General features: G+C 60.3%; 19 protein-coding genes. 8 read left to right on the forward strand and 11 right to left on the reverse strand.

From position 1 onward, the window contains the following. Nucleotides 1-22: 22 nt before the first annotated feature. Entirely contained in the window at nt 23-1,450 is a 1,428-nt protein-coding gene (locus tag ACR0A2_RS20285) for an AAA family ATPase (protein WP_480836946.1), read from the reverse strand. Between the two features lie 386 nt (nt 1,451-1,836). Here ACR0A2_RS20285 and ACR0A2_RS20290 point away from each other — a divergent pair, with 386 nt between their 5' ends. Beyond that, complete coding sequence (locus ACR0A2_RS20290) at nt 1,837-2,844, forward strand: replication initiator protein A (RefSeq protein ID WP_480836948.1); 1,008 nt, start codon at nt 1,837-1,839, stop codon at nt 2,842-2,844. Nucleotides 2,845-2,848: 4 nt separating this feature from the next. Here the strand turns inward: ACR0A2_RS20290 and ACR0A2_RS20295 are convergent, their stop codons facing one another. The 3 genes from ACR0A2_RS20295 to ACR0A2_RS20305 form a co-directional block, all read right to left on the reverse strand. Beyond that, nucleotides 2,849-3,061 carry a hypothetical protein gene (locus ACR0A2_RS20295; RefSeq protein ID WP_171172364.1) on the reverse strand — a complete coding sequence of 71 codons (213 nt, stop codon included), beginning with the start codon at nt 3,059-3,061 and terminating at the stop codon, nt 2,849-2,851. A gap of 373 nt (nt 3,062-3,434) precedes the next feature. Continuing rightward, nucleotides 3,435-4,805, reverse strand: a complete 1,371-nt coding sequence (locus ACR0A2_RS20300; RefSeq protein WP_480836950.1) for a nucleotide sugar dehydrogenase — start codon at nt 4,803-4,805, stop codon at nt 3,435-3,437. A 163-nt stretch (nt 4,806-4,968) separates the two neighbouring features. Beyond that, nucleotides 4,969-6,060, reverse strand: a complete 1,092-nt coding sequence (locus tag ACR0A2_RS20305; RefSeq protein WP_480836952.1) for an NAD-dependent epimerase/dehydratase family protein — start codon at nt 6,058-6,060, stop codon at nt 4,969-4,971. A 171-nt stretch (nt 6,061-6,231) separates the two neighbouring features. Here ACR0A2_RS20305 and ACR0A2_RS20310 point away from each other — a divergent pair, with 171 nt between their 5' ends. Genes ACR0A2_RS20310 through ACR0A2_RS20320 form a run of 3 tightly spaced genes read left to right on the forward strand, consistent with a single transcriptional unit; the run spans nt 6,232 to nt 9,534 of the window. Then, nucleotides 6,232-7,203 (forward strand): NAD-dependent epimerase/dehydratase family protein, encoded by a 972-nt coding sequence (locus tag ACR0A2_RS20310; RefSeq protein WP_480836954.1) that lies wholly within the window; start codon nt 6,232-6,234, stop codon nt 7,201-7,203. A gap of 13 nt (nt 7,204-7,216) precedes the next feature. Next, on the forward strand, nt 7,217-7,996 hold the full coding sequence (locus ACR0A2_RS20315) for a class I SAM-dependent methyltransferase (protein WP_171120556.1): 780 nt from the start codon (nt 7,217-7,219) through the stop codon (nt 7,994-7,996). Then, entirely contained in the window at nt 7,993-9,534 is a 1,542-nt protein-coding gene (locus ACR0A2_RS20320) for an FAD-dependent oxidoreductase (RefSeq protein ID WP_480836956.1), read from the forward strand. Before ACR0A2_RS20315 ends, ACR0A2_RS20320 begins: the two co-directional genes overlap by 4 nt. Before the next feature lie 3 nt (nt 9,535-9,537). Here the strand turns inward: ACR0A2_RS20320 and ACR0A2_RS20325 are convergent, their stop codons facing one another. Genes ACR0A2_RS20325 through ACR0A2_RS20335 form a run of 3 tightly spaced genes read right to left on the reverse strand, consistent with a single transcriptional unit; the run spans nt 9,538 to nt 12,704 of the window. Next, nucleotides 9,538-10,287 carry a polysaccharide deacetylase family protein gene (locus tag ACR0A2_RS20325; RefSeq protein WP_480836958.1) on the reverse strand — a complete coding sequence of 250 codons (750 nt, stop codon included), beginning with the start codon at nt 10,285-10,287 and terminating at the stop codon, nt 9,538-9,540. A gap of 3 nt (nt 10,288-10,290) precedes the next feature. Beyond that, nucleotides 10,291-11,733, reverse strand: a complete 1,443-nt coding sequence (locus tag ACR0A2_RS20330) for a protoporphyrinogen/coproporphyrinogen oxidase (protein ID WP_480836960.1) — start codon at nt 11,731-11,733, stop codon at nt 10,291-10,293. Between the two features lie 44 nt (nt 11,734-11,777). Next, nucleotides 11,778-12,704, reverse strand: coding sequence for a glycosyltransferase family 2 protein (locus ACR0A2_RS20335; protein ID WP_171725042.1), 927 nt, complete (start codon nt 12,702-12,704; stop codon nt 11,778-11,780). A gap of 307 nt (nt 12,705-13,011) precedes the next feature. Here ACR0A2_RS20335 and ACR0A2_RS20340 point away from each other — a divergent pair, with 307 nt between their 5' ends. Both ACR0A2_RS20340 and ACR0A2_RS20345 read left to right on the forward strand, forming a co-directional pair. Further along, nucleotides 13,012-14,448, forward strand: coding sequence for a lipopolysaccharide biosynthesis protein (locus ACR0A2_RS20340; protein WP_480836962.1), 1,437 nt, complete (start codon nt 13,012-13,014; stop codon nt 14,446-14,448). 21 nt (nt 14,449-14,469) lie between these two features. After that, nucleotides 14,470-15,717, forward strand: a complete 1,248-nt coding sequence (locus tag ACR0A2_RS20345) for a glycosyltransferase (protein WP_480836964.1) — start codon at nt 14,470-14,472, stop codon at nt 15,715-15,717. 7 nt (nt 15,718-15,724) lie between these two features. On the opposite strand, the gene ACR0A2_RS20350 is transcribed toward ACR0A2_RS20345, so the two are convergent. Beyond that, nucleotides 15,725-16,909 (reverse strand): glycosyltransferase family 4 protein, encoded by a 1,185-nt coding sequence (locus tag ACR0A2_RS20350; RefSeq protein ID WP_480836965.1) that lies wholly within the window; start codon nt 16,907-16,909, stop codon nt 15,725-15,727. After that, nucleotides 16,903-18,408: a PepSY-associated TM helix domain-containing protein gene (locus ACR0A2_RS20355; RefSeq protein WP_480836967.1), complete on the reverse strand. Its 1,506-nt coding sequence runs from the start codon at nt 18,406-18,408 to the stop codon at nt 16,903-16,905. Before ACR0A2_RS20355 ends, ACR0A2_RS20350 begins: the two co-directional genes overlap by 7 nt. A 242-nt stretch (nt 18,409-18,650) precedes the next feature. Between ACR0A2_RS20355 and ACR0A2_RS20360 the strand changes: the two genes are divergently transcribed. Together ACR0A2_RS20360 and ACR0A2_RS20365 are read left to right on the forward strand one after the other, a co-directional pair. Beyond that, complete coding sequence (locus ACR0A2_RS20360) at nt 18,651-19,634, forward strand: glycosyltransferase family 2 protein (RefSeq protein WP_480836969.1); 984 nt, start codon at nt 18,651-18,653, stop codon at nt 19,632-19,634. Continuing rightward, nucleotides 19,631-21,673, forward strand: coding sequence for a hypothetical protein (locus tag ACR0A2_RS20365; RefSeq protein WP_480836971.1), 2,043 nt, complete (start codon nt 19,631-19,633; stop codon nt 21,671-21,673). The genes ACR0A2_RS20360 and ACR0A2_RS20365 overlap by 4 nt, the downstream gene beginning before the upstream one ends. A 19-nt stretch (nt 21,674-21,692) precedes the next feature. Here the strand turns inward: ACR0A2_RS20365 and ACR0A2_RS20370 are convergent, their stop codons facing one another. Beyond that, on the reverse strand, nt 21,693-21,890 hold the full coding sequence (locus ACR0A2_RS20370; protein ID WP_480836973.1) for a hypothetical protein: 198 nt from the start codon (nt 21,888-21,890) through the stop codon (nt 21,693-21,695). Nucleotides 21,891-21,975: 85 nt separating this feature from the next. Beyond that, complete coding sequence (locus ACR0A2_RS20375) at nt 21,976-22,341, reverse strand: GtrA family protein (RefSeq protein WP_480836974.1); 366 nt, start codon at nt 22,339-22,341, stop codon at nt 21,976-21,978. Nucleotides 22,342-22,365: the final 24 nt, after the last annotated feature.

Genomic DNA, 22,365 nt, shown 5'->3' on the forward strand with positions numbered 1-22,365 from the left:
TTTCGCGCGCGAAACATCGCGCTCAGAGCGACAATTCCGGTGTTCCCGCCTCTTCGGCCTGCCGGGCCCGTTCTTCGCCCCGCCAGACGCCGATCAGCAGCTTCTTGAACGAGGCATAGGTGGCATCAAAGGTTTCCCGCCCGCGCACATAGGTCTCGCGGTTGAAATCGCGGTAATCGGCCTCGTAGATACCGTTGACCTGTTCCCCCGCCTGACCGATCAGCGCCGTGTAGCCCTGCCAGTGCGGCGACAGGGTCCGGCCCAGATAGGCCTGCATCAGCCCGGCCAGTTCCGCCTGCTGGCTGCCGTCATAGCGGGTGATGATCGTGCGCACCGCATCCCACTGAAACGCCATCTCGGGCCGCCCCAGGGCGCGGGCGGCCATGTTCTCGCCATCCTCGATGGACTGGAAGGTGGAATGCAGCATGTCAAAGAAGCGCCCCGTGGAGTCGAACTCCAGGAACGAGGCCCCCATGGGCACCAGAAGGATATCCGAGGCGGCCAGCCCGTTGATCGTCAGATAGCCAAGGGCAGGGGGGGTATCGATGAAAATGATATCGTAATCGTCCAGCACCCCATCTTCGTCCAGCGTATCCGTCAGCGCATCCCACAGCTTCCAGCTGCGGCCCTGCATTCGCCAGACGGGGATCTGGAATTCCGCCCAATAGAGGTTCAGCTGCGCTCCGATCAGATCGATATTCGGCCAGTGGGTGGTTTGGATCAGATCGCTGCTGCGGGTCTTCAGCGCCTCGGACAGGGTATCGTCGATCGGATGCGGGGCCTCACCCCGGTCAAGACGTCCCTGATTGTCCCGGCGCAGATGGGTGGCGTAGTGGCGGGCAAGCAAGGGGAACACCGTCTGCCATTCATCGCTGACTTTGCCGCCAAAGATCGACGTCATCGAACCCTGGCTGTCCAGGTCGATGACCAGCACCTTGTAACCGTCCAGAGCCGCTGACATGGCCAGATGCGCGCAGGTCGAGGTTTTGCCAACACCGCCCTTGAAATTGGCCACGGACACGATCTTGGCGGACAGACCCTCGGGGCGGTAGGGGCGGTATTCTTTTGCCTTGGATCCTTCCGAGGCGAAATGCGCCCGCAGCCGCAGAACCTCATCCAGCGTGAACCACTTGGCACCGCCTTCGGTTTCGGACTGTCCCTGGGGCAAATCCGGATTGCCTTTCAGGACCCGGCGAAAATGAGCGGGCGCCACAGGAATCAGATATTTGGTGATTTCCCAGGTCGAAAACAGGCGCAGCTTTTTCTGACCGTTTTCTTCCAGCCCCCGGTTCGCCAGGTCGCTACGCCCCCGCGCACAGGCATCCGCGATTTGCGAGAACTCATGTGTTCCGGTTGGGTCGCCCAGTTCAGCATAGGCCAGATCCGGGTCGATATTGAAATACGGGGGAAGCCCCTCGGACGTTGCTGCTCGCATTGAAATACTGTCCATGTGCTATGTTTTCGTCAATATACCACAAAAGAAGGCATGTGAAAGCATTATGAGCACAAAACCGGATTTTCTAAGCAAAATTAAAGGGTAGAAAGCCTTCGAGATGCTGCTTTTGGGCGTATAGCAAAAAAATGTTCAGTTAGAATCCTGTTATCTTATTAGTTACGGCTGAATTTGAACTCTATTAAGTATAAGAAAAAAAAGCGCTTTTTGTATCTTTTGTAGGTCATACTGAATCTGATCCCACGATAGAGTGACTCTGATCCCACGTTGCAGTGACTCTGAACCCACGTTCCGGCGGCTTTACGCCTCCTGTGGATAACTCTACGGTGAGCGTCAATAAAACCACGAACAAAGATTCGGGCAGGACATATGGGCAGGGCAGTATGAGCGGGTCAGGGGCGTTGTTGCCTGACCGGCACCCAACGGGCGATTTTTTTGTATGCGATATCTTCGATGCGCTGCCCAAGACAGATATGGGTTCGATGGAGCATCCTATGTTTTCGCTCTCGACCCGGCCGGACCGGCGCATCCTCAATTATGAACATAACGGGGTCGAGATCACGGTGACGCCTTCGGTGCGCGGTCTGGCGACGATCCACGACAAGGACATCCTGATCTTTTGCATCAGCCAGCTGATGGCGGCGATCAATGCGGGCCGGACGGTCAGCAGGGTGTTGCATCTGAAGGCGCATGATCTGCTGGTGGCCACCAACCGCGAAACCAGCGGTGACGGTTACAAGCGTCTGCGCGAAGCGTTCGAGCGGCTGGCCGGCACAAGGATCACCACCAACATTGTGACGGGTGAAACGGAAACCACCACCGGGTTCGGCCTGATCGAAAGCTGGGAAATCGTGCGTCACACAAGGGCGGGGCGGATGGCCAGCGTCAGCGTGAAGCTGTCGGACTGGCTGTTCCGTGCGGTGCTGGCGAAATCGGTGCTGACCCTCAGCCGCGATTACTTCCGCCTGCGTAAACCGCTCGAGCGGCGGATCTATGAGCTGGCGCGCAAACATTGCGGGCGTCAGCCCGAGTGGCGGATCTCGGTCGAGGTGCTGTTGAAAAAGTCCGGCTCGGCCTCACCCCGGCGGGTGTTCCGCAAGATGATCCGTGACATGATCGCAGCCGATCACCTACCCGATTATGAGATGACCGAAGAGCCGGGCGACCTGATCCGGTTCTCGCGCCGGGGTCAGGTGGTCGAGGGGCCGGACAAGCCGATCCTGCCGCTGCAGGCGCTGGAGGAGGCCAGGGCGATGGCGCCGGGCCACGATGTCTATGCGCTGGAAGCGGATTGGCTGGCTTATTGGGCTGCGTCAGGCCGCCCACAGATCAGAAACCCGCAGCGGGCGTTTCTGGGCTATGTGGCCAAAAGGGTCGCCGGACGGGACTAGGCGCTTAGCTGGAATAGGCGGGGTTTTGTTTCTGCACGCGTGTCTTCACGATTTTGACGGCGCCGATAACAATGAGGGCTGCAATGATGAACAGCCAGCCGAAGAGGATGTAGCTGCCCAGAGCCATCAGGATGGACGCACCGGAAATCAAAGCAAACCCGCCGGCGCACAGGCCAACTAGAATGGCTATCCCGATAATTCCAATCATCTTCTCCAAGTCCTCCGGCTATGGTCTTGGTCTTGCCAACCCCAAGTGGGCGCCGTCATGCCATTGAGCAGATGCCCAAAATGATTCCGCGATGAAATCATGGCAAAACTTTGAACCACCAGAGGTTAAAATTTGGTTATTTTTACCTGATGGAGCTTTGCTCCACTACTCGCGCAACACTGCTTATAATTTATTGAGACATGAATATGTCTGAACAGATAGTTCCTTAAAACTTTTGTGACAGCAATATAGAACGCCGACGATCCCAGAAAATGTGCAAAGGTCCGCCTATGACGCAGTTCTGTCAATCCGCGATCATTTGGATGAAATGGCATACTCGCGTGCGCTTTAGCCATTGAATGATCAGAGGTTTTTTTGGGGGTCACATCTTGACCAGCCGTCCGTCTGCCACCCTGATCCCCTGCTTTTCAAAGACGTTGCGCGTGTCGAAGACCAGCGCGGCCTCGCGCGCGACCAGACCATAATCCGGGGCGCTGTGATCGGTGATTACGGCCACCGCCGCATAGCGTTTCAGGTTGTCCGCCGTCAGCGGCTGCGAGGTCCGGCCCGCAAGCTGCGGGTATTCGCCACCTTCGGGCAGGCGGGGGAAATACGGATCGTGATAGTCAACCTCGGCCCCCAGCTTTTCCAGCTCGTCCAGCAGCACCAGCGCCGGGCTGCGGCGGGTGTCCTCGACATCGCGTTTATAGGCGATGCCCATCAACAGAATGCGCTGTCCGGTCAGGGGTTGCCCGGTTTCCGCCAGTGCAGACCCGTTGCGCGCGGCCAGTTCCGCCGCCATCCGTGCCGCCAGCATTTCCGGCACCGCGTCATTGCTGGCGCGGGCCAGATTGATCAGCGGCGTATCAGATCCTGCATCCGCGGCGCGCCAGGCCAGATAGGCCGGAGACACCGGGATGCAGGCCCCACCAATTCCAGGACCGGGATAGAAGGGCATGAACCCGAACGGCTTGGTCGCCGCAGCCTCGATCACTTCCCAGACATCCACGTCCATTGCTTCAAGCGCGGTCTTCAATTCGTTGACCAGCGCGATATTGACGGTGCGAAAGCTGTTTTCGACCAGCTTCACCGCTTCGGCGGTGGCGGCCGAGCTGACCGGCACGGCGCTGGTGACGATGGCGCGATAGAAATCCTCGACCAGTTGCCGCGATTGCGGATCGTCGGCACCGACCACTTTCGGGATGCTGTGCGTGTCGAACTTGTCATTGCCGGGGTCTTCGCGCTCGGGCGAGAAGGCCAGGAAGAAATCGGAACCTGCCCGCAGACCGCCCGCTTCGAGGATCGGCTGAACCAGCGTGGTCGTGGCTCCGGGCCAGACGCTGCTTTCCAGCACCACCATCTGACCGGGGCGCAGATGCTGTGCGATGGTCTGCGCGGCGGCGGCGACAAAGCGCATGTCGGGATCTTGTGCGTCGGTCAGCGGGGTCGGCACACAGATCAGGATGATATCGGCCTCGGCCAGTGCTGCGGCGTCCTGCGTTGCGCGAAAGCGCCCACTCTCTACCGCTTGTGCGATCCGGTCGGATGCCAGATAGGAGATGACCTGATCGCCCTGATTGATCCGCGCCACCCGGTCGGGGTTGAGATCAACGCCGGTGGTATCAAACCCTTCATCATAAGCCGTCAGCGCCAGCGGCAGGCCGACATAGCCCAGCCCGACCACGGCAACCCGCGCATCGCGCGCCGCGATAAGCTGCTTGAGGGACTGATGGTGCGAGGTTTCGTAGTTCATAATCTATCCTGATCGTACAAAGTCACACTGAATTAAAATTAGCTTAGCAGATTGGAAACCTTCTCTCTTCATCGGATAGGACAGATCGGGAACGAAGCCAACTAATTTGTCGTTCCCGGCAAAGACCCGGAATGGGTGTTTCCAAAAACAAGGCAGTCTTGAATCAGCGCGCCGATTGTTTTCGCATATGCTCGATCCATTCGTCGAAGGAAACACGAGGCACATACCCGATCTGATCCTGTGCATATCGGGTTGAAACCTCTGGCTGACCGGCAAAAAGCCTGCGTCCCGCCATGTCAGGCATCACGGGCCGGGGTTTTGCCAGCCGGGCCTGAACGGACCGTGCCCAGTCTGCGGCGGCCTCGACCCGGCGGCGCCCGACAAGGCGGCGCAGATGCGCGCTGAGCTGCCCCGCCAGAGAGGGGCCTGAGGGCGCATTGCCATTGGGCGACGGGGGCGGGGTCGGGTTCGCAGCCGGATCAATCCGAACCTCCCCGCATCCGGCAAGCCGGGCATAGCCTTCGAAAAACGTCTTCCATCCCAACATGTCCGGCCCGCTGATCAGGTATCGCTCGACCCCGATCCGGGGTGATGAGGCCGCGCGCAGGGCGGCCTGCACCACGTCATCGACATGCACGGCCGGGCATTGTCCGGGCGGGTCGGGCAGGATGATGCCGCCCCTGCGCATCATCGCCAATGGCCCGTTGGTCCAAAGCGCACTGCCGGGCCCGTAGACGATGGTCGGTTGCAAGATGGCGGCGTCGCATTTTCCCTGCAACAGTCTCTGTTCCATTGCGATTTTGGCACCGCGATAGCTTTGCACATCTTCCGGCGTGGTTGGGTTGCGTTCGGTGATCGGCCCGTTGGGCCAGCTGTCATAGACCACGGCGGAACTCAGATGCGCGATACGGTTGCAAGACCCGTCTTCGGCGGCTTTGGCAAGCGCGTCGAAGGCTGCAAGGTTGTCCGCGCCGGGGGCCCGGAAATCGTAAGCCAGATGAAACAGAGCCGCCGCACCGTCCAGCGCCTGCGTCAGAGCCGGGCCGGGGTGCAGCGGGCAAACCAGTGCCTTTGCTCCGGCCTGTTCCAATGCGGCAGCCCCGTGGCGCGTGCGCAGCAATGCGGTTACGTCACATCCCAGCTTCAGCAGCGCATCGATCAGGCGCTGGCCGATAAAGCCGGTCGCGCCGGTCACGATCACGCGCTGGCCTGCAAGGCTGTCGCCGGGGCGGGGGTCCACGTGTTTTTCGGTCATGTCCGCAGGTTCAACATTCTTAATGCGTTGTGCAACAATTCAGCCCTTCTTCCAAAACTGTGCAGGCCCGGCCTGTCAGCGCACCATAGCGGTATCTACCATTTGGTGGCCACCGATCCCTATGCTAAGCCTGTGGCATTAGAGTGGATTCTGTTGGTACGAGGGTTATTCATGCAAATATTGATCACGGGCGGGGCCGGTTTTATCGGATCACATCTGGCCGAGCGTCTGATTGGCAATGGGCATGAGGTGACGGTGCTGGATGACCTGTCCACCGGATCGCTGCAAAACCTGTCTTCCGTTCAGGGTCATTCCGCCTTTCGTTTTGTCGAAGGCAGCGTTCTGGATGCCACATTGGTCGAGGAACTGGTCGGGGCTGCTGACGCGGTGTTTCACATGGCCGCCGCGGTCGGGGTCAAGCTGATCATGGATCAGCCCAGCCAGTCGATTGCGACCAATGTCGACGGCACGCAGAACGTGTTGCGGGCGGCGCTGCGCCACAAGCCGCTGGTCTTCATCGCCTCCAGTTCCGAGGTTTACGGCAAGGCCTCGAAATTCCCGTTCAACGAGGATGACGACCTGACGATCGGCGCAACCAGCGTGCTGCGCTGGTCTTATGCCTGCGCCAAAACGCTGGATGAGTTCATGGCACTGGCCTATGCGCGCGAGGTGGAGCTGCCGGTGGTCGTGCTGCGCTTTTTCAACACGACTGGCCCGCGCCAGACCGGGCGCTATGGCATGGTGGTGCCGAACTTCATCGAAGCGGCGCTGACGGATCAGCCAATTCAGGTTCATGGCACCGGCGAACAATCGCGCTGTTTCAGCCATGTGGCCGATGTGATCGAGGCGCTTGTGCGTCTGCTCGATGTCCCCGAAGCCCGGGGGCAGGTCTTCAACATCGGCGGTGAGCAAGAGGTGACGATCCGGGGGCTGGCCGAAAAGGTGATTGCCGCAACAGGGTCTGCGTCCGAAATCCGTCTGGTGCCCTATGAAGAGGTCTATCCCGAAGGGTTCGAAGACATGGCCCGCCGTCTGCCCGATGTCTCAAAACTGCGGCGGTTCACCGGGTTCAGCCCGGCGCGCACGCTGGATGATATCATCGCCGATATCATGGCCGAGAAACGCGCCAAAGCCTACGCATGAAGGGCTGATCACGATGACACCGGGACAAAGAGTTGAAAAGCTGGTGCGCGACACCGCAACCGTGCTGCTGCCCGAAAGGCTGCGGAAATGGATCCGCAAACAGCAGCGGCTGCACAATCTGCAATCGACCCCCGTGGGGTCGGTGGATTTCGGCGGGCTGCGGCGGCTGTCGCCGATCAGTGCCGTGTTCGGCCAGGACCGCGATCTGCTGACCATCGAGCGCTATTACATGGAAGAGTTCCTGCAAAACCACAGCGACGACATCCGTGGCCGGGTTCTGGAATTCGGCGATCCGGCCTATACGAAGAAATTCGGCGGTGACCGGGTCACGCAGGCGGATGTGCTGAGCTATGTCGAGGGCAATCCACAAGCGACCATCGTGGCGGATATCACCGATGCGCCGCATATTCCCGACAACAGTTTCGACTGCATCATCATCACCCAGACCCTTCAGATGATCTTTGAGGTCGACAAGGCGATTGCTACGCTGGAACGCATTCTGAAACCCGGTGGTGTGGTGCTGTGCACCTCGCATGGGATGACCCGTGTGGCGCGGCGCGAAGGCGTGGATGACTGGGGCGAATACTGGCATTTCACCAGCCAGTCCAAGCGCCGCCTGTTCCGGGCGGTCTTCCCGGCAGAGAATGTCGAGGTGTCGACCGTTGGCAATGTCTTTACCTGCATCTGCAACCTGCACGGCCTTGGGGCCAGTGAAATTGCGCCCGAAGAACTGTCCACCCATGATCCCAACTATGAAATGCTGGTTCTGGTCCGGGCAGTAAAGGCGCAGTGAGCGATCTTGTCATAGGGTCCGGGCCTGCCGGGGTTTCCGTCGCCCGGGCCTTGCTGGCGCGGGGGCGAAGCGTCACGATGCTGGATGCCGGGGTGGAACCAGGACCCGGGGTCACGGACCGGGTGCAGCAGATGTCCCGAACCCGCGCCGAAGACTGGAGCGCCGAGGCGCGTACAGCCTGGATGGAGCCTCAGTTTCAGGCCCCGGAAGGCGAGGTGTGGCGCTATGGAACAGGTTATGCGCTGGCCTCACCTGCGCGTACACTGGCGGAAGGGGCGGATTGGTTTGCTTTGCGCGCGTCGCGGGCGGCGGGCGGGCTGTCCAATGTCTGGGGCGCTGCGGTCTTGCCGTATCGGCAGGCGGATATCGACGACTGGCCCATAACAACCGACGATCTTGCCCCACATTACAGGGCGGTGGCGGACATAATGCCCGTGTCCGGGCAACAGGACGGGCTGCAAGACCTCTTTCCCGCCTGCGATATGACAGGCCGAACACCCGTTCCACCAACCGCGCAGGCCCGGATGCTGCTGGCCCGTTCCGGGCAGAAGGCGAAGGCATTGCAGGGGGCTGGGATGCATGTCGGTCTGGCGCGGCAGGCGGTTGGGCCGGGCTGTCAGACCTGCGGGCTGTGTCTGCACGGGTGCCCGTGGTCGCTGATCTGGTCTGCAAGACAAACCCGCATGGCGTTGCAGGCAGAGCCAGGCTTTGCCTACCGCGCGGATCACGTGGTGCGGCAGGTCCGCGAGGAAGGCGACGAGGTTGCCGTCACTTTGGCAGATGGCAGCGATGTCCGCGGAAACCGGGTGTTTCTGGCCGCCGGGGTGCTGGAAAGCGCGCGTATCCTGTTGGCGTCACCCGGCTTGCGGGGCAAAGAGCTGGTGTTGAAAGACAGCCAGCAGGCCTTTCTGCCGATGCTGCACCGCTGGCGGGCACCCAGGCGGCCCGATGTTTTGCCCTATCAGACGCTGCCGCAGCTTTTTGCCGAACTGGATGACCCGACCGTGTCGCGGCAACTGGTTCACGCGCAGATCTATACCTGGAATGAATACTATGCCCGCGATCTGAAACAGAACTATGGCCGCCGGATACCCGGCAGCGGGCCGCTGCTTGAGGCGCTGGCCCGACGTCTGATCGTGGCGCAGGTTTTCCTGCATTCCGATCATTCGCATGAAATAGCCTTGCGTCTGGCAGAGGATGGGCGGCTGCGCCCGGAACTGAACGAAAACCCCGCAACCGCCGGGACAATGCGGGCCGCGCTTGCGCGCTATGGCCGGGCCTTGCGGGGGCTTGGTCTGACCAGCCTGTCTTTTGCAGCGCGGTTCGGGGCGCCGGGGGCCAGTTTTCATGTCGGAGGTGATCTGCCGATGTCGGATGACCCGGGCCCCGGTGAAAGCGATGTGCTGGGGCGCCCGCATGGTGCGACGCGCATTCACGTCGTTGATGCCTCTGTCCTGCCGACCATCCCGGCGACGACAATTACATTCAGTGTGATGGCGAATGCCCACCGGATCGGAACGCTTGCACCCGAAGCCTGACATTCAGTTGATGGGCAGCACCCTGCTCAGCCCGCTTCGCACGCCGCGCATCAGTTTGCGGGCCGCCAAATAGGACCCGCCGCGCCCGGCAAGATGAGCCTGCCAGCGGGCGATGTCGGTGAAATAGAACATCTCGAGTCGGGGCAGGTCGTGGATGTCATCCCCTGGCCCGGCCACGCCCAGACGGGTGCCGACCGAGGTGTCGTAGTACCGGGCGATCTGTGCGCGTACATTCGGGTTCGACGCGCCATAGGGCGGGGCGAAATGCCGGACGGGTTGACCAAGCCGGGCGGCAATATCCTGACCGGATCCGGTGACTTCTTCCTCCAAGGTCTCTGCATCCAGCGTCGACAGATCGGGATGGCTGACACTATGTGCGCCAAAGCTGACCCCTTCCGCTGCCAGCGCCTTGACCCTGTCCCAATCCATCAGCGGGCGGGGCGGGATATTGCCCCCGGCCCAGCTGTCGGTGCCACCCATCAGGCCCGAGGGCAGATAGACGATCGGGCAGAAGCCATGTTCGCGCAGGATCGGCCAGGCGGTATCGGCGAAATCTTCAAACCCGTCATCGAAGCTGATGATGACCACACGGGGGGCAGGCGGGTTGGCCAGCGCGTCCGGCGTCACCACCGGCAGGCCGGACGCCGCCAGCGCCCGCATCTGTGCCGCAAAGATGTTGGGCGCGATCGAGGTTGGCCCCGGCGCGTCCGAGATCGAATGATACATCAGGATATCGACCTGCCAGGCGGGCATGGGTCAGTCTTCCACCACATGGGTGGCAAAGACCTCACGATAGCTGTTCCATTTCGCGCGGTCGATATTGCCCTTGTCGTCGATGCAATCCGCCGCGCCATAGGCCATGGCAAAGGCGTGGTGCGTATTATCATGGGCGAACAGTCCCTGCCGTCCAAATACGAGCAATCCGTCCAGATCTGAGAGCCACTGATCAACCGTATCGAACCGCTCTTCATAGCCCACATCGTAGACCGGATAGGCATGGCTCAGCCGCCGGGTTTCGCAGCGGCGCACCGGCACGGTGACGGGCAGGCCCAACTGACCCAGCCATTTGGTGAATTCCTGCCCCAGTTCCTCGTCGGACATGGACCACCATTTTTCATCCGGGTCGCAGGGCAGCTCGGCACACAGAACGGTGACGCCCTTCGGCGCGCCACTGGCGTTATAGTTCTTGGGCTCCGACATGCGGCTGATCGGGATCGACAGTTCCGGGAAGTAATGGGCATCGAACTCGGTGAACTGGTCGGTCTCCAGCACCAGATACAGCAGGATCATGCCGCGGAAGCGGATGGCGCGGGCGGCCTCGACCACCTCTGCCGGAGGGTCGCCGATCAGGCGCGTCAGCCCGGTCAGCGGGATGGTCGACAGGATCAGATCGCCGGTCAGGTGCCGCTCGCCCTCTTCGTCGCGGATCGTCAACCCGGTGATGCGATTGCCGTCCCGTTCGATGGCGGTGATTTCGGTATTGAACAGGAAGGTGGCGCCATTGGCCTCGGCACTGTTGCGCATCGCGTCCGAGATCTGCCCGAACCCCTTGCGCGGATAAAAGAACCGACCCGCGGTTTCGCTGCGCAGCCCCGGCAGCAGGCGCAGCATCTTCATCAGGATCTTGCCGACCGAGCCGCTGCCCACCCGACGTTCCGCCAGTTTCACCGCCAGCTTGTCCGGATCCAGCCCCCAAAGCTTGCGCACGTATGGGAAATAGAAATTGTCCGAAATCGTCGGCCCCAGCCCGTCATACAGCACGGTCGAGAATGTCTCGGGGCCTTCGCTTTTCTTGCGGAAGGGTTTTAGCGCCATGTCCCCGATCAGCGACGCGGCAAAGGGTTTGGGCAGGCGCATCAGCGCGTCGGTCAGTTTCAGCGGAAAGTGAATCCATTTGCCGCCCAACCGGATGCGCCCGTGGCGCGGGCGCAGCAGCAGATCGTCCCCCAGCAGCGCTTTCACATCGGCCAGAACTTCGGGCTCGGCCGCCGGATGAAACCGGTGCGAGCCATAGTCGCAAATCACGCCTTCAACCGGGAACGAGGCCGAATTGCCGCCCGCAACAGGCGCACGTTCGATCACGGTTACACGGGCCTGTCCGGTCAGCGCATGGGCGGCGGCCAGGCCAGCGGGCCCAGCCCCCAGAATGATGATATGGGGCCTTTCAGTGCCGCCATCTGAAGGGGAGACATCCGTCACGTGTGCATTCCTTTATTGCTTTGGAAAGTTTGTGCCATGCCCAATCAGGGTCTGAGATGCAGCCGTGAGATCATGTCGGCGATCAATCCCAATGACCAGATCATGATCGCAGCTAGGAACGCGAACACCGTGGTTCCGCTGAGGTTCAGGTAGGTGAGGTCGATAATGAACTTCACAGTCCCCAGAGCAAAAAACACCAACCCCATAGGAATGAAAACCCGCAGCGGATTGAACAGCGTGCTGATCCGCAAGATCAGGATAATGAAATTGATGAAATCGATCGGCCGGATTTTCGATTTGCCCACCCGCTTGCCGTATTCAATCGGCGTATAGATCATCCGCTTGCCGTTCGAGGTCATGCACAGCGTGATCGTGGTGGTGAACGAGAAATTCTGTGGCAAGAGCGGCAGGAACGGGATCAGCTCGGATTTGCGAAACACCCGCAGGCCGGAATTCAGATCGTTGATCTTGCGCTCGGCCAGGAACGAGGCAAAGGCGAACAGGAATTTCTTGGCCGGACGGCGCAGCAGCGGCACGTTCTTCATCGCCGCGCCCCGGTCGCCCACGACCATGTCCTGATCGCGGCACATGGCCAGCATTCCGGGCAGATAGCGCGCGGGATAGGTGCTGTCGGCATCCAGAATGGCCACATATTCATGCTGCGCCATTCGCACCCCGCGCTTGAGGCTGGCGCCATAGCCGGAATTGACATCGTTGAAGGTGACGGTGGCACCGCTGGCCTCGGCCTCGGCGCGGGTGTTGTCCTGGCTGGCATCGTCCACCACGATGATTTCGTAGGGAATGCCCAGCGGCTCCAGATGGGTGCGCACGTCCTCGACCGTGTGGCGGACGGCGTTTTCCTCGTTATAGGCGGGGATGACCACGCTCAGGCTCATGCCGGCGGTTTCCGATGCGATCAGCTCTTCGGGTGTGGTGCTGTTCGTCTCCATCGGCTCTGCGACTTTGTTCATGAAAATGAAAACCTTTTATTCACTCAATAATCCCTGCCCCAGCCCCCGCTGCAAGAATTGCGTGGCGCCTGGAACATGACGGGCATAATTCCCTGTATTGCGTATAGTATTCGAACACGTACAGACTGAACATAGACAATAAATTTGACCAAATTCGACCGTTAAGGCGTCAAGTTTGCAATTGCGCATACTGTGCGCAACAGGTGTGAGTGTTTGAGCCATGTGTCCATCGGCACTTGGCGGGGTTCGGGCAACAGGAAGGAAACGGGTGTCAGGGCGGCAGAGTTTCAGCAGCGGAGTTGCCTGGATGTCGGCCGGTATCTGGGTCGAGCAGGCGTTCAATTTCATCATTTTTGCCATTCTTGCCCGTATTTTAGGGGTCGAGGCCTTTGGTCTTCTGGCGATGGTTGCAGCCTTTGTGCTGTTTTCTGAATTCCTGGTCCGCGAAACGATTTCCGACATTCTGCTGACCCATGAGGCGCTGTCACCAGAGCGGTTGAACTCGGTTTTCTGGCTGTTGGCGCTGCTGGGGGGCGTGTTGACGGTTGTGCTGTATCTGGGGGCGGGGCCGGTCTCATATTTCTACAATGAGCCGGTTGCGCGTGAATTGTTGATCGGATTGTCCCCAACGGTGCTGATGATTTCACTGACGGCGGTGCCGGTTGCGATCCTGCGCCGGGAAATGCGGTTCCGTGTTCTGGCCATCCGTGCAGCGCTCGGCGCGGCGGTCGGAGGGGTCGTGGGCATTGGCATGGCGCTGGCGGGATACGGGGTCTGGAGCCTGGTCGGTCAGCGGCTGGCGATGACGGCCACCAATATCGTGATGGCCTGGGGGGCGGTCTCCTGGCGCCCGGCATTCCATGCGTCGCGGGATCACATGCGCAGGGTCTTGCATTTCAGTCATCGGATCCTGGGCCTGCGCGCGGCGGAACTGGCTGCGGTGCAATCGCCTGCGGTGATCATCGGCGCGATGCTGGGGCCGGTTCCGGCGGGGTATTACGCAATCGCCTGGCGCGTGATCGAGACCGCCTCGTTCCTGGTTATCACACCGCTGCGCACCGTGGCGCAGCCTGCTTTTGGTGCGGCGGCGCGCGATGGTGGTCCGGCGACGGATTTGCTGATCGACGTCATGCGCCTGACCGGGTTTCTGGCCTTTCCGGCCTTTGCCGGGCTGGCGGTTCTGTCGGAACCGGCGCTGGTGCTGCTGTTCGGTCAGAAATGGGCTCCGGCGGCTCCGGTCCTGAGCCTGATGTCGGTGTTTGGCATGTATCTGTGCGCCGAAAAGGTGCAGCAGACCTTTTGTCTGGCGGCCGGTCAGCCCGGTCGTCTGGCGATCCTGTCCTGGGTCGAGGTGGCGCTGGCGGCGGGGGTGATTGTGGTGCTGGCCCCGTATGGATTGCCGGTCGTCACAGCCGGTTTTGTGGCTGTCTTTCTGCTGGTCTGGCCGCTCAAATTTGCCAATCTGGGGCATATTGCGGGGCTGTCCGGCCCGGCTTTGATACGGCAGCATCTTGCGCCGCTCCTGCTGTCAGGGGGGATGGCGGCGGCAGTGCAGGGGGTCGTGTGGCAACTGGACGGCCTGTCTCCGGCTTTGCTTTTACTTGCCGGCACGGTGACGGGTGTTCTGGCCTATGGTTTGCTGGCTTTTCTGCTCCAGCGGGACAGGCTGCGCCTGCTGGTTTCGATGCTTGGGCCGCAAGACGGGCACCTGCCTGCGGCTGACACTCAAGGAATTGAGAGATAGATGAAATCGTTACGCATTTTGATGTTCACCACATTTTATCCCCCCTATTCCTTTGGCGGTGACGCCATCGGCATTCAGCGCATGGCGCGGGCGCTTGTGGCGCGCGGGCATGACGTGACGGTGGTGCATGACGAAGACAGCTATCTGATCCTGGGCGGCAAGCCCCAGCCCGAGGGCGACCCCGACGGCGTGCGGCGGATCGGCCTGCGCAGCCGCAACGGCATGATGTCGAACCTGCTGACCCAGCAGCTGGGCCGCCCGGTTGTGCACGCCGCCCGCATTCGCGAGATACTGGCCGAGCGGAAGCCGGATATCATCTGGCACAACAACACATCCCTGATCGGCGGGCCGGGCCTGTTGCCGATGGGCGAGGGGTTGAAAGTCTATGAAGCGCATGAGCACTGGCTGGTCTGCCCCACCCATGTTCTGTGGCGACATGGGCGCGAGCTGTGCGATGACCGCCAGTGCCTGCGCTGCGTGTTGCAGCACAAGCGTCCGCCGCAGCTCTGGCGCTATACCGGTGCGCTGGACCGGGCGCTGGATCACATGGACCTGATCATCGCCAAAAGCGAATTCAGCCGCGCCAAACATCGTGAATTCGGCCTGCGGCAGGACATGCAGGTGCTGCCCTATTTCCTGCCCGACCTGGATCAGAGCGCCCTGCCGGAACCGGCGGCGCAGGATCGCCCCTATTTCCTGTTTGTCGGGCGGTTGGAAAAGATCAAGGGGTTGCAGGATGTGTTCCCGGCCTTTGACCGCTATCCCGACGCGGATCTGCTGATCCTGGGTGATGGTGACTATGCGGATGAGCTGAAGGCACAGGCCGCAGGCAATGACCGGATCAAATTCCTGGGCCGCAAGACGCCGGACGAGTTGAACGCTTACTATCGTGGCGCACTGGGGCTGATCGTGCCCTCGGTCTGTTATGAAACCTTCGGCATCATCCTGATCGAAAGCTTCCGGCTGGGCACGCCGGTGATCGCCCGGCGGCTGGGTCCGTTCCCCGAGATCGTGGAGCGGGCAGGGGGCGGGGAACTGTTCGAAACCGAAGATGATCTGATCGCAGCCATGCGCCGTTTTCAGAACGGAGGTGCCGCGCGGGATCAGATGGCCGCAGCGGCGCGGCACGGGTTTGAGACGCTCTGGCGTGAAGATCAGGTATTGGGCCGGTTCGGCGCGGCTTTTGCGCAGGCCGCGCATCGTGCAGGGCGGGCCGAGCTGGCCCATGCCTTGGAAGCTGGTGCTTTCGAGAACGGCGCGGCGGACTGACCGGGGGTTATCCCCGCCCGGCCAGTTGCCGATACAGCTTTTCAAACCCGCTATGCACATGGGCTGGCGAGAACCTGTCTTCTGCACCGCGCGCCGTGGCATTGGCGCTTAGCCGGTCATATTCGGCGCGGTCGGTGCAAAGATCGCGCAGCGCCTGAGACAGGGCATCAAGATCATCGACCGCACACAGGCGCCCGACATCGCCATCCACCAATTCACGCACACCGCCGCAATCGGTGGCGATCACCGGCAGCCCGGCGCGGAACGCCTCGACAATTGAAATCGGCAGGGCCTCCCACCGGGAGGTCAGCATATAAAGATCCGAGGCCGCGAGATAGGTGGCGACATCCGAGATCACCCCGGGGAAACGGATGATGTCTGAAACCCCGGCCTGTTCGGCCCAGGCTTCGACCTGGCCGCGCAGCACGCCTTCGCCCCCGACGACGATCCGCAGACCGGGCAGATCCCGCCGCACACGCCGGGCCACTTCGATCATCGCGTCGAGGCCCTTCTGGTGATCCAGACGGGACAAGGACAGAACCAGATGCGTGCCATCTTCGCCCAACAGTTCACGCCGCAGGGCATCCGCAGCTGCCGGATCGGCGGGCGGGTTGGGACGTACCCCCAAAAGCATCACCCGCGCCTTGTCGGGGTCGACCTGGCGTTCCAGCAGGGATTGCATGACGGTTTCGCTGGGGCAGATCGCCAGATCGGCTTGCTGCCGACAGGCGCGGGCCACCGCGTTGAGACGGTCGGGCGACGAGCCGTGATAGGTCATCACAATGGGAATTCCCATTCCCAGACTGGCCAGACGAGCCGTCAGAAGCGGGGCGGTCTCATGGGCATGGATGATATCGACCTTATGGTCTTTGAGCGCCCGCCGCAGGGTCAGGGCCGAGCGCGCCAGCCAGTAAAGCCGCGTCACAAGGCCAAGCTGGCCGTTGGCAGCGTGATCGCTGACACGGTCGAACCGCAAGGGCAAAAACAGACTGCCATCCTCGGGGGCAGTGGCTTTTCCGGGGGTTCCGGCTTTGATTACCTTGTGCCCGTGTGCCATCAGAGAGGTGCTGAGGTCGTTGATATGGCGTTGAATGCCCCCACCGAAGGAGAAGAAGGAACAGGTTTGCAGGATACACAACCCGGCGGGCTGAGTATCCCGGTTGATTAAAGGCGGCGGGGCTTCGCTTACCACAGGGGTCGTCCCAGGCGGAAGGTGGCGGTTCTTGTGTCCGTATCCGGTTTTTGCAGATGGGCAACGATGGTGTTTTCCATGTCCGAGGGCAGTAGCTGAAAAGATGCTATGGCAGTCTCGCCTGTTTGCATGAACTCAAGCGGCTGCACCTCCTTCCCATTGAATTCGATGGATACGGTTTCGACATCGGGCTCGCTGATCCGCAATTCGATATCCAGGGGGGTGTCACGTCTGAGTGGTGCGTGCATGAGCATCCAGACCGCCGAGGGCGGCGCATCAACTGCAAACGCGCTGGTTTTAGAATGGGATCCGGGGCCGAAGCGGAGAACAGCAACCGCTATAATACCCATCATGAGCAGCAAATACGCCCACCGGGTCCATCCCATGCCTCGCCAGATCCGCCTGATCGGACCGAGATGCGCGGCTTCGGGGGCAAGTCGGCCTGCAAAAATCAAAGCACCGGTGATGGCGAGGCAGGTCGTAATCAGCCCGAGGACGATCCACAGCGCCATCGAATATGCCTCACCCCAGGTGCCGAAATGCAGCATGTTCATCAAAGGTTTCCAGTAGGCGAGTCCGCTCACCTCATTTGCCGTGTAAGCCCCCAGAACTTCGAGTGTTACCGGATCGATCGATACGTTACCTGGTCCGAAAAATCCCGATTGTCCTGCGACATGCCCCGTGAAACCGAAAGAGCCAGTGGGTTTATCAGGCAGGAACATGATGAACGGCTCGAACCCGGGCAGCGCGTCGCGGGCGCTGGCCTCGGCTTGATCGATAAGGTCTGAACCGAAATTGGCTGGCAGGACGGTTTCACGTGGGACGGGTGGTTTGGGCTGTGGCTGGGTGCCTTCAAACCCCAGGCTGCCCAACAGAAAATAGAAACTGGTCACGGCGGTCAAAATCAGGAGTGGTGCTGACCATAGAGCTGTCAGCCGGTGTGTGCTGCCCGCCCATGCGCGCAATCCGGAAGCGCGACTGGACCAGCGGAAAAACCCTTTCCAGAAACGCCGATAAGTGATGAGACCGCTGACGATCTGAAACAGCAGGATCACGGATGTGGCGCTGACCAGCATGAACACGACCCGCTTCTCGGTCAGAAAGGTATCATGCAAGTCCCGTAGGATATCGCGAAATCCATTGGGGCGCGTTTCTTCGATGACGGCACCGGTTACCGGGTCTGTCCAGAAACTGACATTCTCTCCCCAGCCCGTGCGGCCGAATGTGCGATCCACAAACCAAGGGGTCGGGCGTTTGATCATCAGAAAAATGCCACTCTCGGGGTGGGCCTCTTTGATGCCGTTATAGATCATGCCGAAGCTGGCGGTGCGCTCTTCCTTGTCTATCGTGGTCCAGATGTCCGGGCGGCCGATTGATTCAAGTTCGAAGCCGGCAACAAGCAAAGTGCCCGTAAGGAACATGAACGCGAAAAAGAGTGATAGATGAAGCCCCAGCCAGGTGTGAAGTTTGAAAAGTGAATTTCGTAGTTTACGATTCATCTGCGTCTTGCCTACTTACAATCACGTGAAATCTTAACGGACGTCGGTTTAACGGAAACAATAGCCGCAGGGTATTGTTGCCACGGAGAAATGATTTTTCCACACCTCTGTGGTGATATGCGCGCATTATTCCATACCATTTCTGCGGGTTAAGTGTTGGCGAATCCCGAACTTCGCGGGATGGTATGATTATACCCGGGTATTGGTGGGGTAAGCGGTGCTGTTTGATGCTAAATAAAGCTATGAAAACAATTTCTATTGTTTCGCCATGCTTCAATGAAGAAGACAACGTGGCGAATTGTTATGAGACCGTGAAGGCGATTTTCGATAAAGAACTGCCGGGCTACAGGCGCGAGCATATTTTTATCGACAATGCCTCTTCGGACCGAACCGTGGACATCCTGCGTGAGATTGCCGCGCAGGATCAGGACGTGAAGGTGGTGGTCAACGCCCGAAATTTCGGGGTGTTCCGATCAACCTTCAACGGATTGCGCTATGCGACCGGTGACGGCATCGTCGTCATGCTGCCGGTCGACCTGCAGGATCCGCCCGAGCTGATCCCTGAATTCGTCGAATTGTGGGAAAGCGGATATGACGTGGTCGCAGGGGCTCGTAGCATCCGTGAAGAAGGGTTTGTTATGCGCAATATGCGCGGCATCTTTTATCGAATTGTCAATGGGTTATCCGATGTGTGGTTGGAGCCGTCTGTCGGAGAGTTTCAACTGATCGACCGCAAAGTGTTGAAGGCGGTTCTGGCACACAAGGATCATTACCCCTATATCCGCGGTATCATCGCAAGTTGCGGTTTTCGCCGGATCATCAAGCCTTATGTCTGGCAAGCGCGGAGAAGCGGGTTGACCAAGCACAGCCTGATGGCATTGACGGATCAGGCACTTAACGCAATCTTTTCCTTTACGCGCGCGCCCATGCGCTTCTGCACGATCAGCGGGCTGGTGATTGCCGCTGCCTGTATTCTGTTTTCTCTTATTTCCGCAGTGCTGTTTTTCATTAACCCCGATCAGGTGCCACGCGGGACAACAACCATTATCGTTTCCCTGTTTTTCCTGTCAGGCATCCAGATGCTGTTTATCGGCATGTTGGGGGAATACATAACCTCGATCCACAATCAGGTGCGGGGCGGTCCGATCGTCACTGAACAGGAACGCATCAATATCGAAGGTCCCGCACGGGACCCGGCGATTGTCAAAGACGAGCATATGGCATGAACATGCGCTCAGGTCGGGTGATGTGGCTCTTTGCCGGGGCAATGGCCTTGTGCGGCAGCTCGGCCTGGGCTGCGGACCTGCCGGGCAGCAATGCCACATTGGCGGAACTGCGCCTTTGGTATGGGGCCGTGGTGATTGCTGCGTTGCTTGTGGGGGGTGTTTTCCGGCAGCGTGGCCAGTTTCTTTTTGGCTTGCTTGGCGCGGCGCTGCTTTTGGGCAGTGCGGCCCGGTTGTGGTTGACCCAGCCCCTTTGGTTTCCACGGCTCGAGATTTCCGCGAACCCTCCTGAAAACCTGATCATGCTGGCGATACTGGCGGGGCAGACGGTGTTGACGGGCTTTGTGCTTGTGCGGCCGCAGGGAAGGGCGGCCATAACGGGCCTGATGGCAGAAGCAGGACGGTGGCGGCTGATCCTTTTGCTGGGGCTGGCTGCGGCCTTTTGCGTTTCTGCGACGCCTTACGTGGCTTACGGGTATTATCTGGCTTTCGGTTTGCAGATCGGGATCGGCGGTGCGCTGAACCTTGTGCAGATGGCGACGCTGGTCGCCGTTTTCACAGTTGCCGGGCCTGACAGGGCACCCCGCATTCCGGTTCCGGCCCTGGCGGTCTTTGCTACGCTGGCCAGCGCGGCTCTGGCCTGGGCGGCGTTCGACCGCGTGCCTCATGTCGAGGATGAGGTGGCGTATCTGTTTCAGGCGCGTACCTTTGCTGCGGGCGTCCTCGGAAGCCCGGCCCCACCCGCAGCGGCGCAGCCCGCATTGGAATACTATCTGTTCGACATTCGCGGCGATCAGTGGATCGGCGTGCCGGCACAGGGTTGGGCCATCGTTCTGAGCCTGGGCGTGCTGGCTGGGGTGCCGTGGCTGGTCAATCCCGTGCTGACCGGGATCTCTGTCTGGCTGGCGCATGGCATCGTGTGCCGTGCCGTCAGTCGCGAACGGGCCGATCTGGTGGCGTTGCTGATGGCCACGTCGCCCTGGGTGCTCGCCGTCGGGGGCACGCTGATGGCACATTCCACGACATTGGTGATGGTGCTGCTGGGATGGTGGTGTCTGCTCAGAGCCGGAGAGGGATCAACGCGCAGGGATGTCTTGCTTGCGCTTGTTGCAGGTCTGGCTTTGGGCTGGGCCTTTGTCACCCGACAGCTTGATGGGTTGATCATAAGCGTTTTGACCGGCCTGTGGTTGCTGCGGCGCCTGCCGGGGGGGATCGGACAGGTGATCGCCTGCGCCTTGGGCGGTGTTCTGTCGGGTGGGGTCTTTTTGCTGCTCAACCTGATGATCACCGGAGACGCGCTGCTGACCCCGCAAGCGGATTACCTGAGCCGGTTATGGCCGGACACGCAGAATGCCTATGGGTTTGGTCCCAATGTAGGGCCACCGGCCGAGAGCTGGGGCGCGCTCGACATCTGGGTCGGGCATAGCCCGGCCGAGGGTCTGCTGAATCTGATCAATGGTTTTGCCGCGCTCAATTACGAACTTCTGGGCTGGACATTCGGGTCCCTGGTTCCGGTCTGGATTGCGTTCATATGGGGCAGAAAGCTGACCGGGTTCGACCGGGCCATGCTGGTGGTGTTCGCGATCCTTGTGGGGGCCCTGTTTTTTTACTGGTTTACGGGCACGTTCTATCTTGGGCCGCGCTACTGGCATACGGCTTTGTTGCCGGCGCTGGCTTTGGCGGCGGCCGGGATCGAGACCGTCCGGGACCGGCTGCCCGAACGGCATCGTGGCCGCCTGCACTGCGTCATCCTATTGCTGTGTGCGGTGTCTGTTGTCAGCTTCACCCCATGGCGGGGGGTATCGAAATACAATGGGTATGGTGGCTATACCGGTGACATACGTCGGCAGGCTGCCGGGCTTGGAAACGCTCTGGTCTTTGTTTCGACACAGGGCGATATCGGGTCTGCACTCTATCTCAACGATCCGTTCCTGCCCGAGGGCAAACCGATTTTCCTACGTGATATGGGCCCCGAGCAGAACGCAGACATCATCGCGGCCTTCCCGGGCCGCGACGTTGTCTATCTGGGGGATGGCGAATAGGCCCAGCCCAAAGCCAGACCTATTCGGCGGCGTGTTGGCTTTCGCCTGACACGAAGTTGCGCCGGAAATCATTGGCGAACATCGTTCGGGTAAACCGGCCGAGCCCCGAGGCATGTTCGCCAAAGGTTTCGATCCGTGACAGCAAGGTGGTTTTCACCCTTTGATCGACCTGGGTCTGGAACTCGCGGGGGGCATCGAACTGGTAATCCTGCAGCACGCCCTGATATCCCGAATTCCGCCAGGCCTCGACATCGAAAGACGAGCTCCAGACGGGTTCGGCAACGGACTTTACGGCGTAGCGTTTATGTTTTCTGTTGCCATGGAAAGCGGTCCGTCAACACCCGGGAAATCAGGATGAAAGCCAGGATGGCAGCAGGGAGAACAATCAGTCCTTGGGCGGCGATTGGTTGCAAGCCAATAGACAACAGCCCCCCCAATGACAGGGCGTTGAATGCGTAAACTAACAGATAAGACAAGATGTAGTACGGCAGTCGTCCCAGCCCCCTAGTGTCAAAGACAAGCCGGGCATGAGTCATGAAATTCCACAAAACTCCGCCGGAAAACGAAATCACCAGCGCGATCTGTGGCGGAAGACCGGACAAGTTGAGAACCGTAAAAAGCACATAACCGAATCCTGTGTTCAACACTCCGACCAGAGCGAAACGCATGAAAGATTTCTTGCGGGGAACGAG

Source organism: Ruegeria sp. H8, from assembly GCF_056532905.1.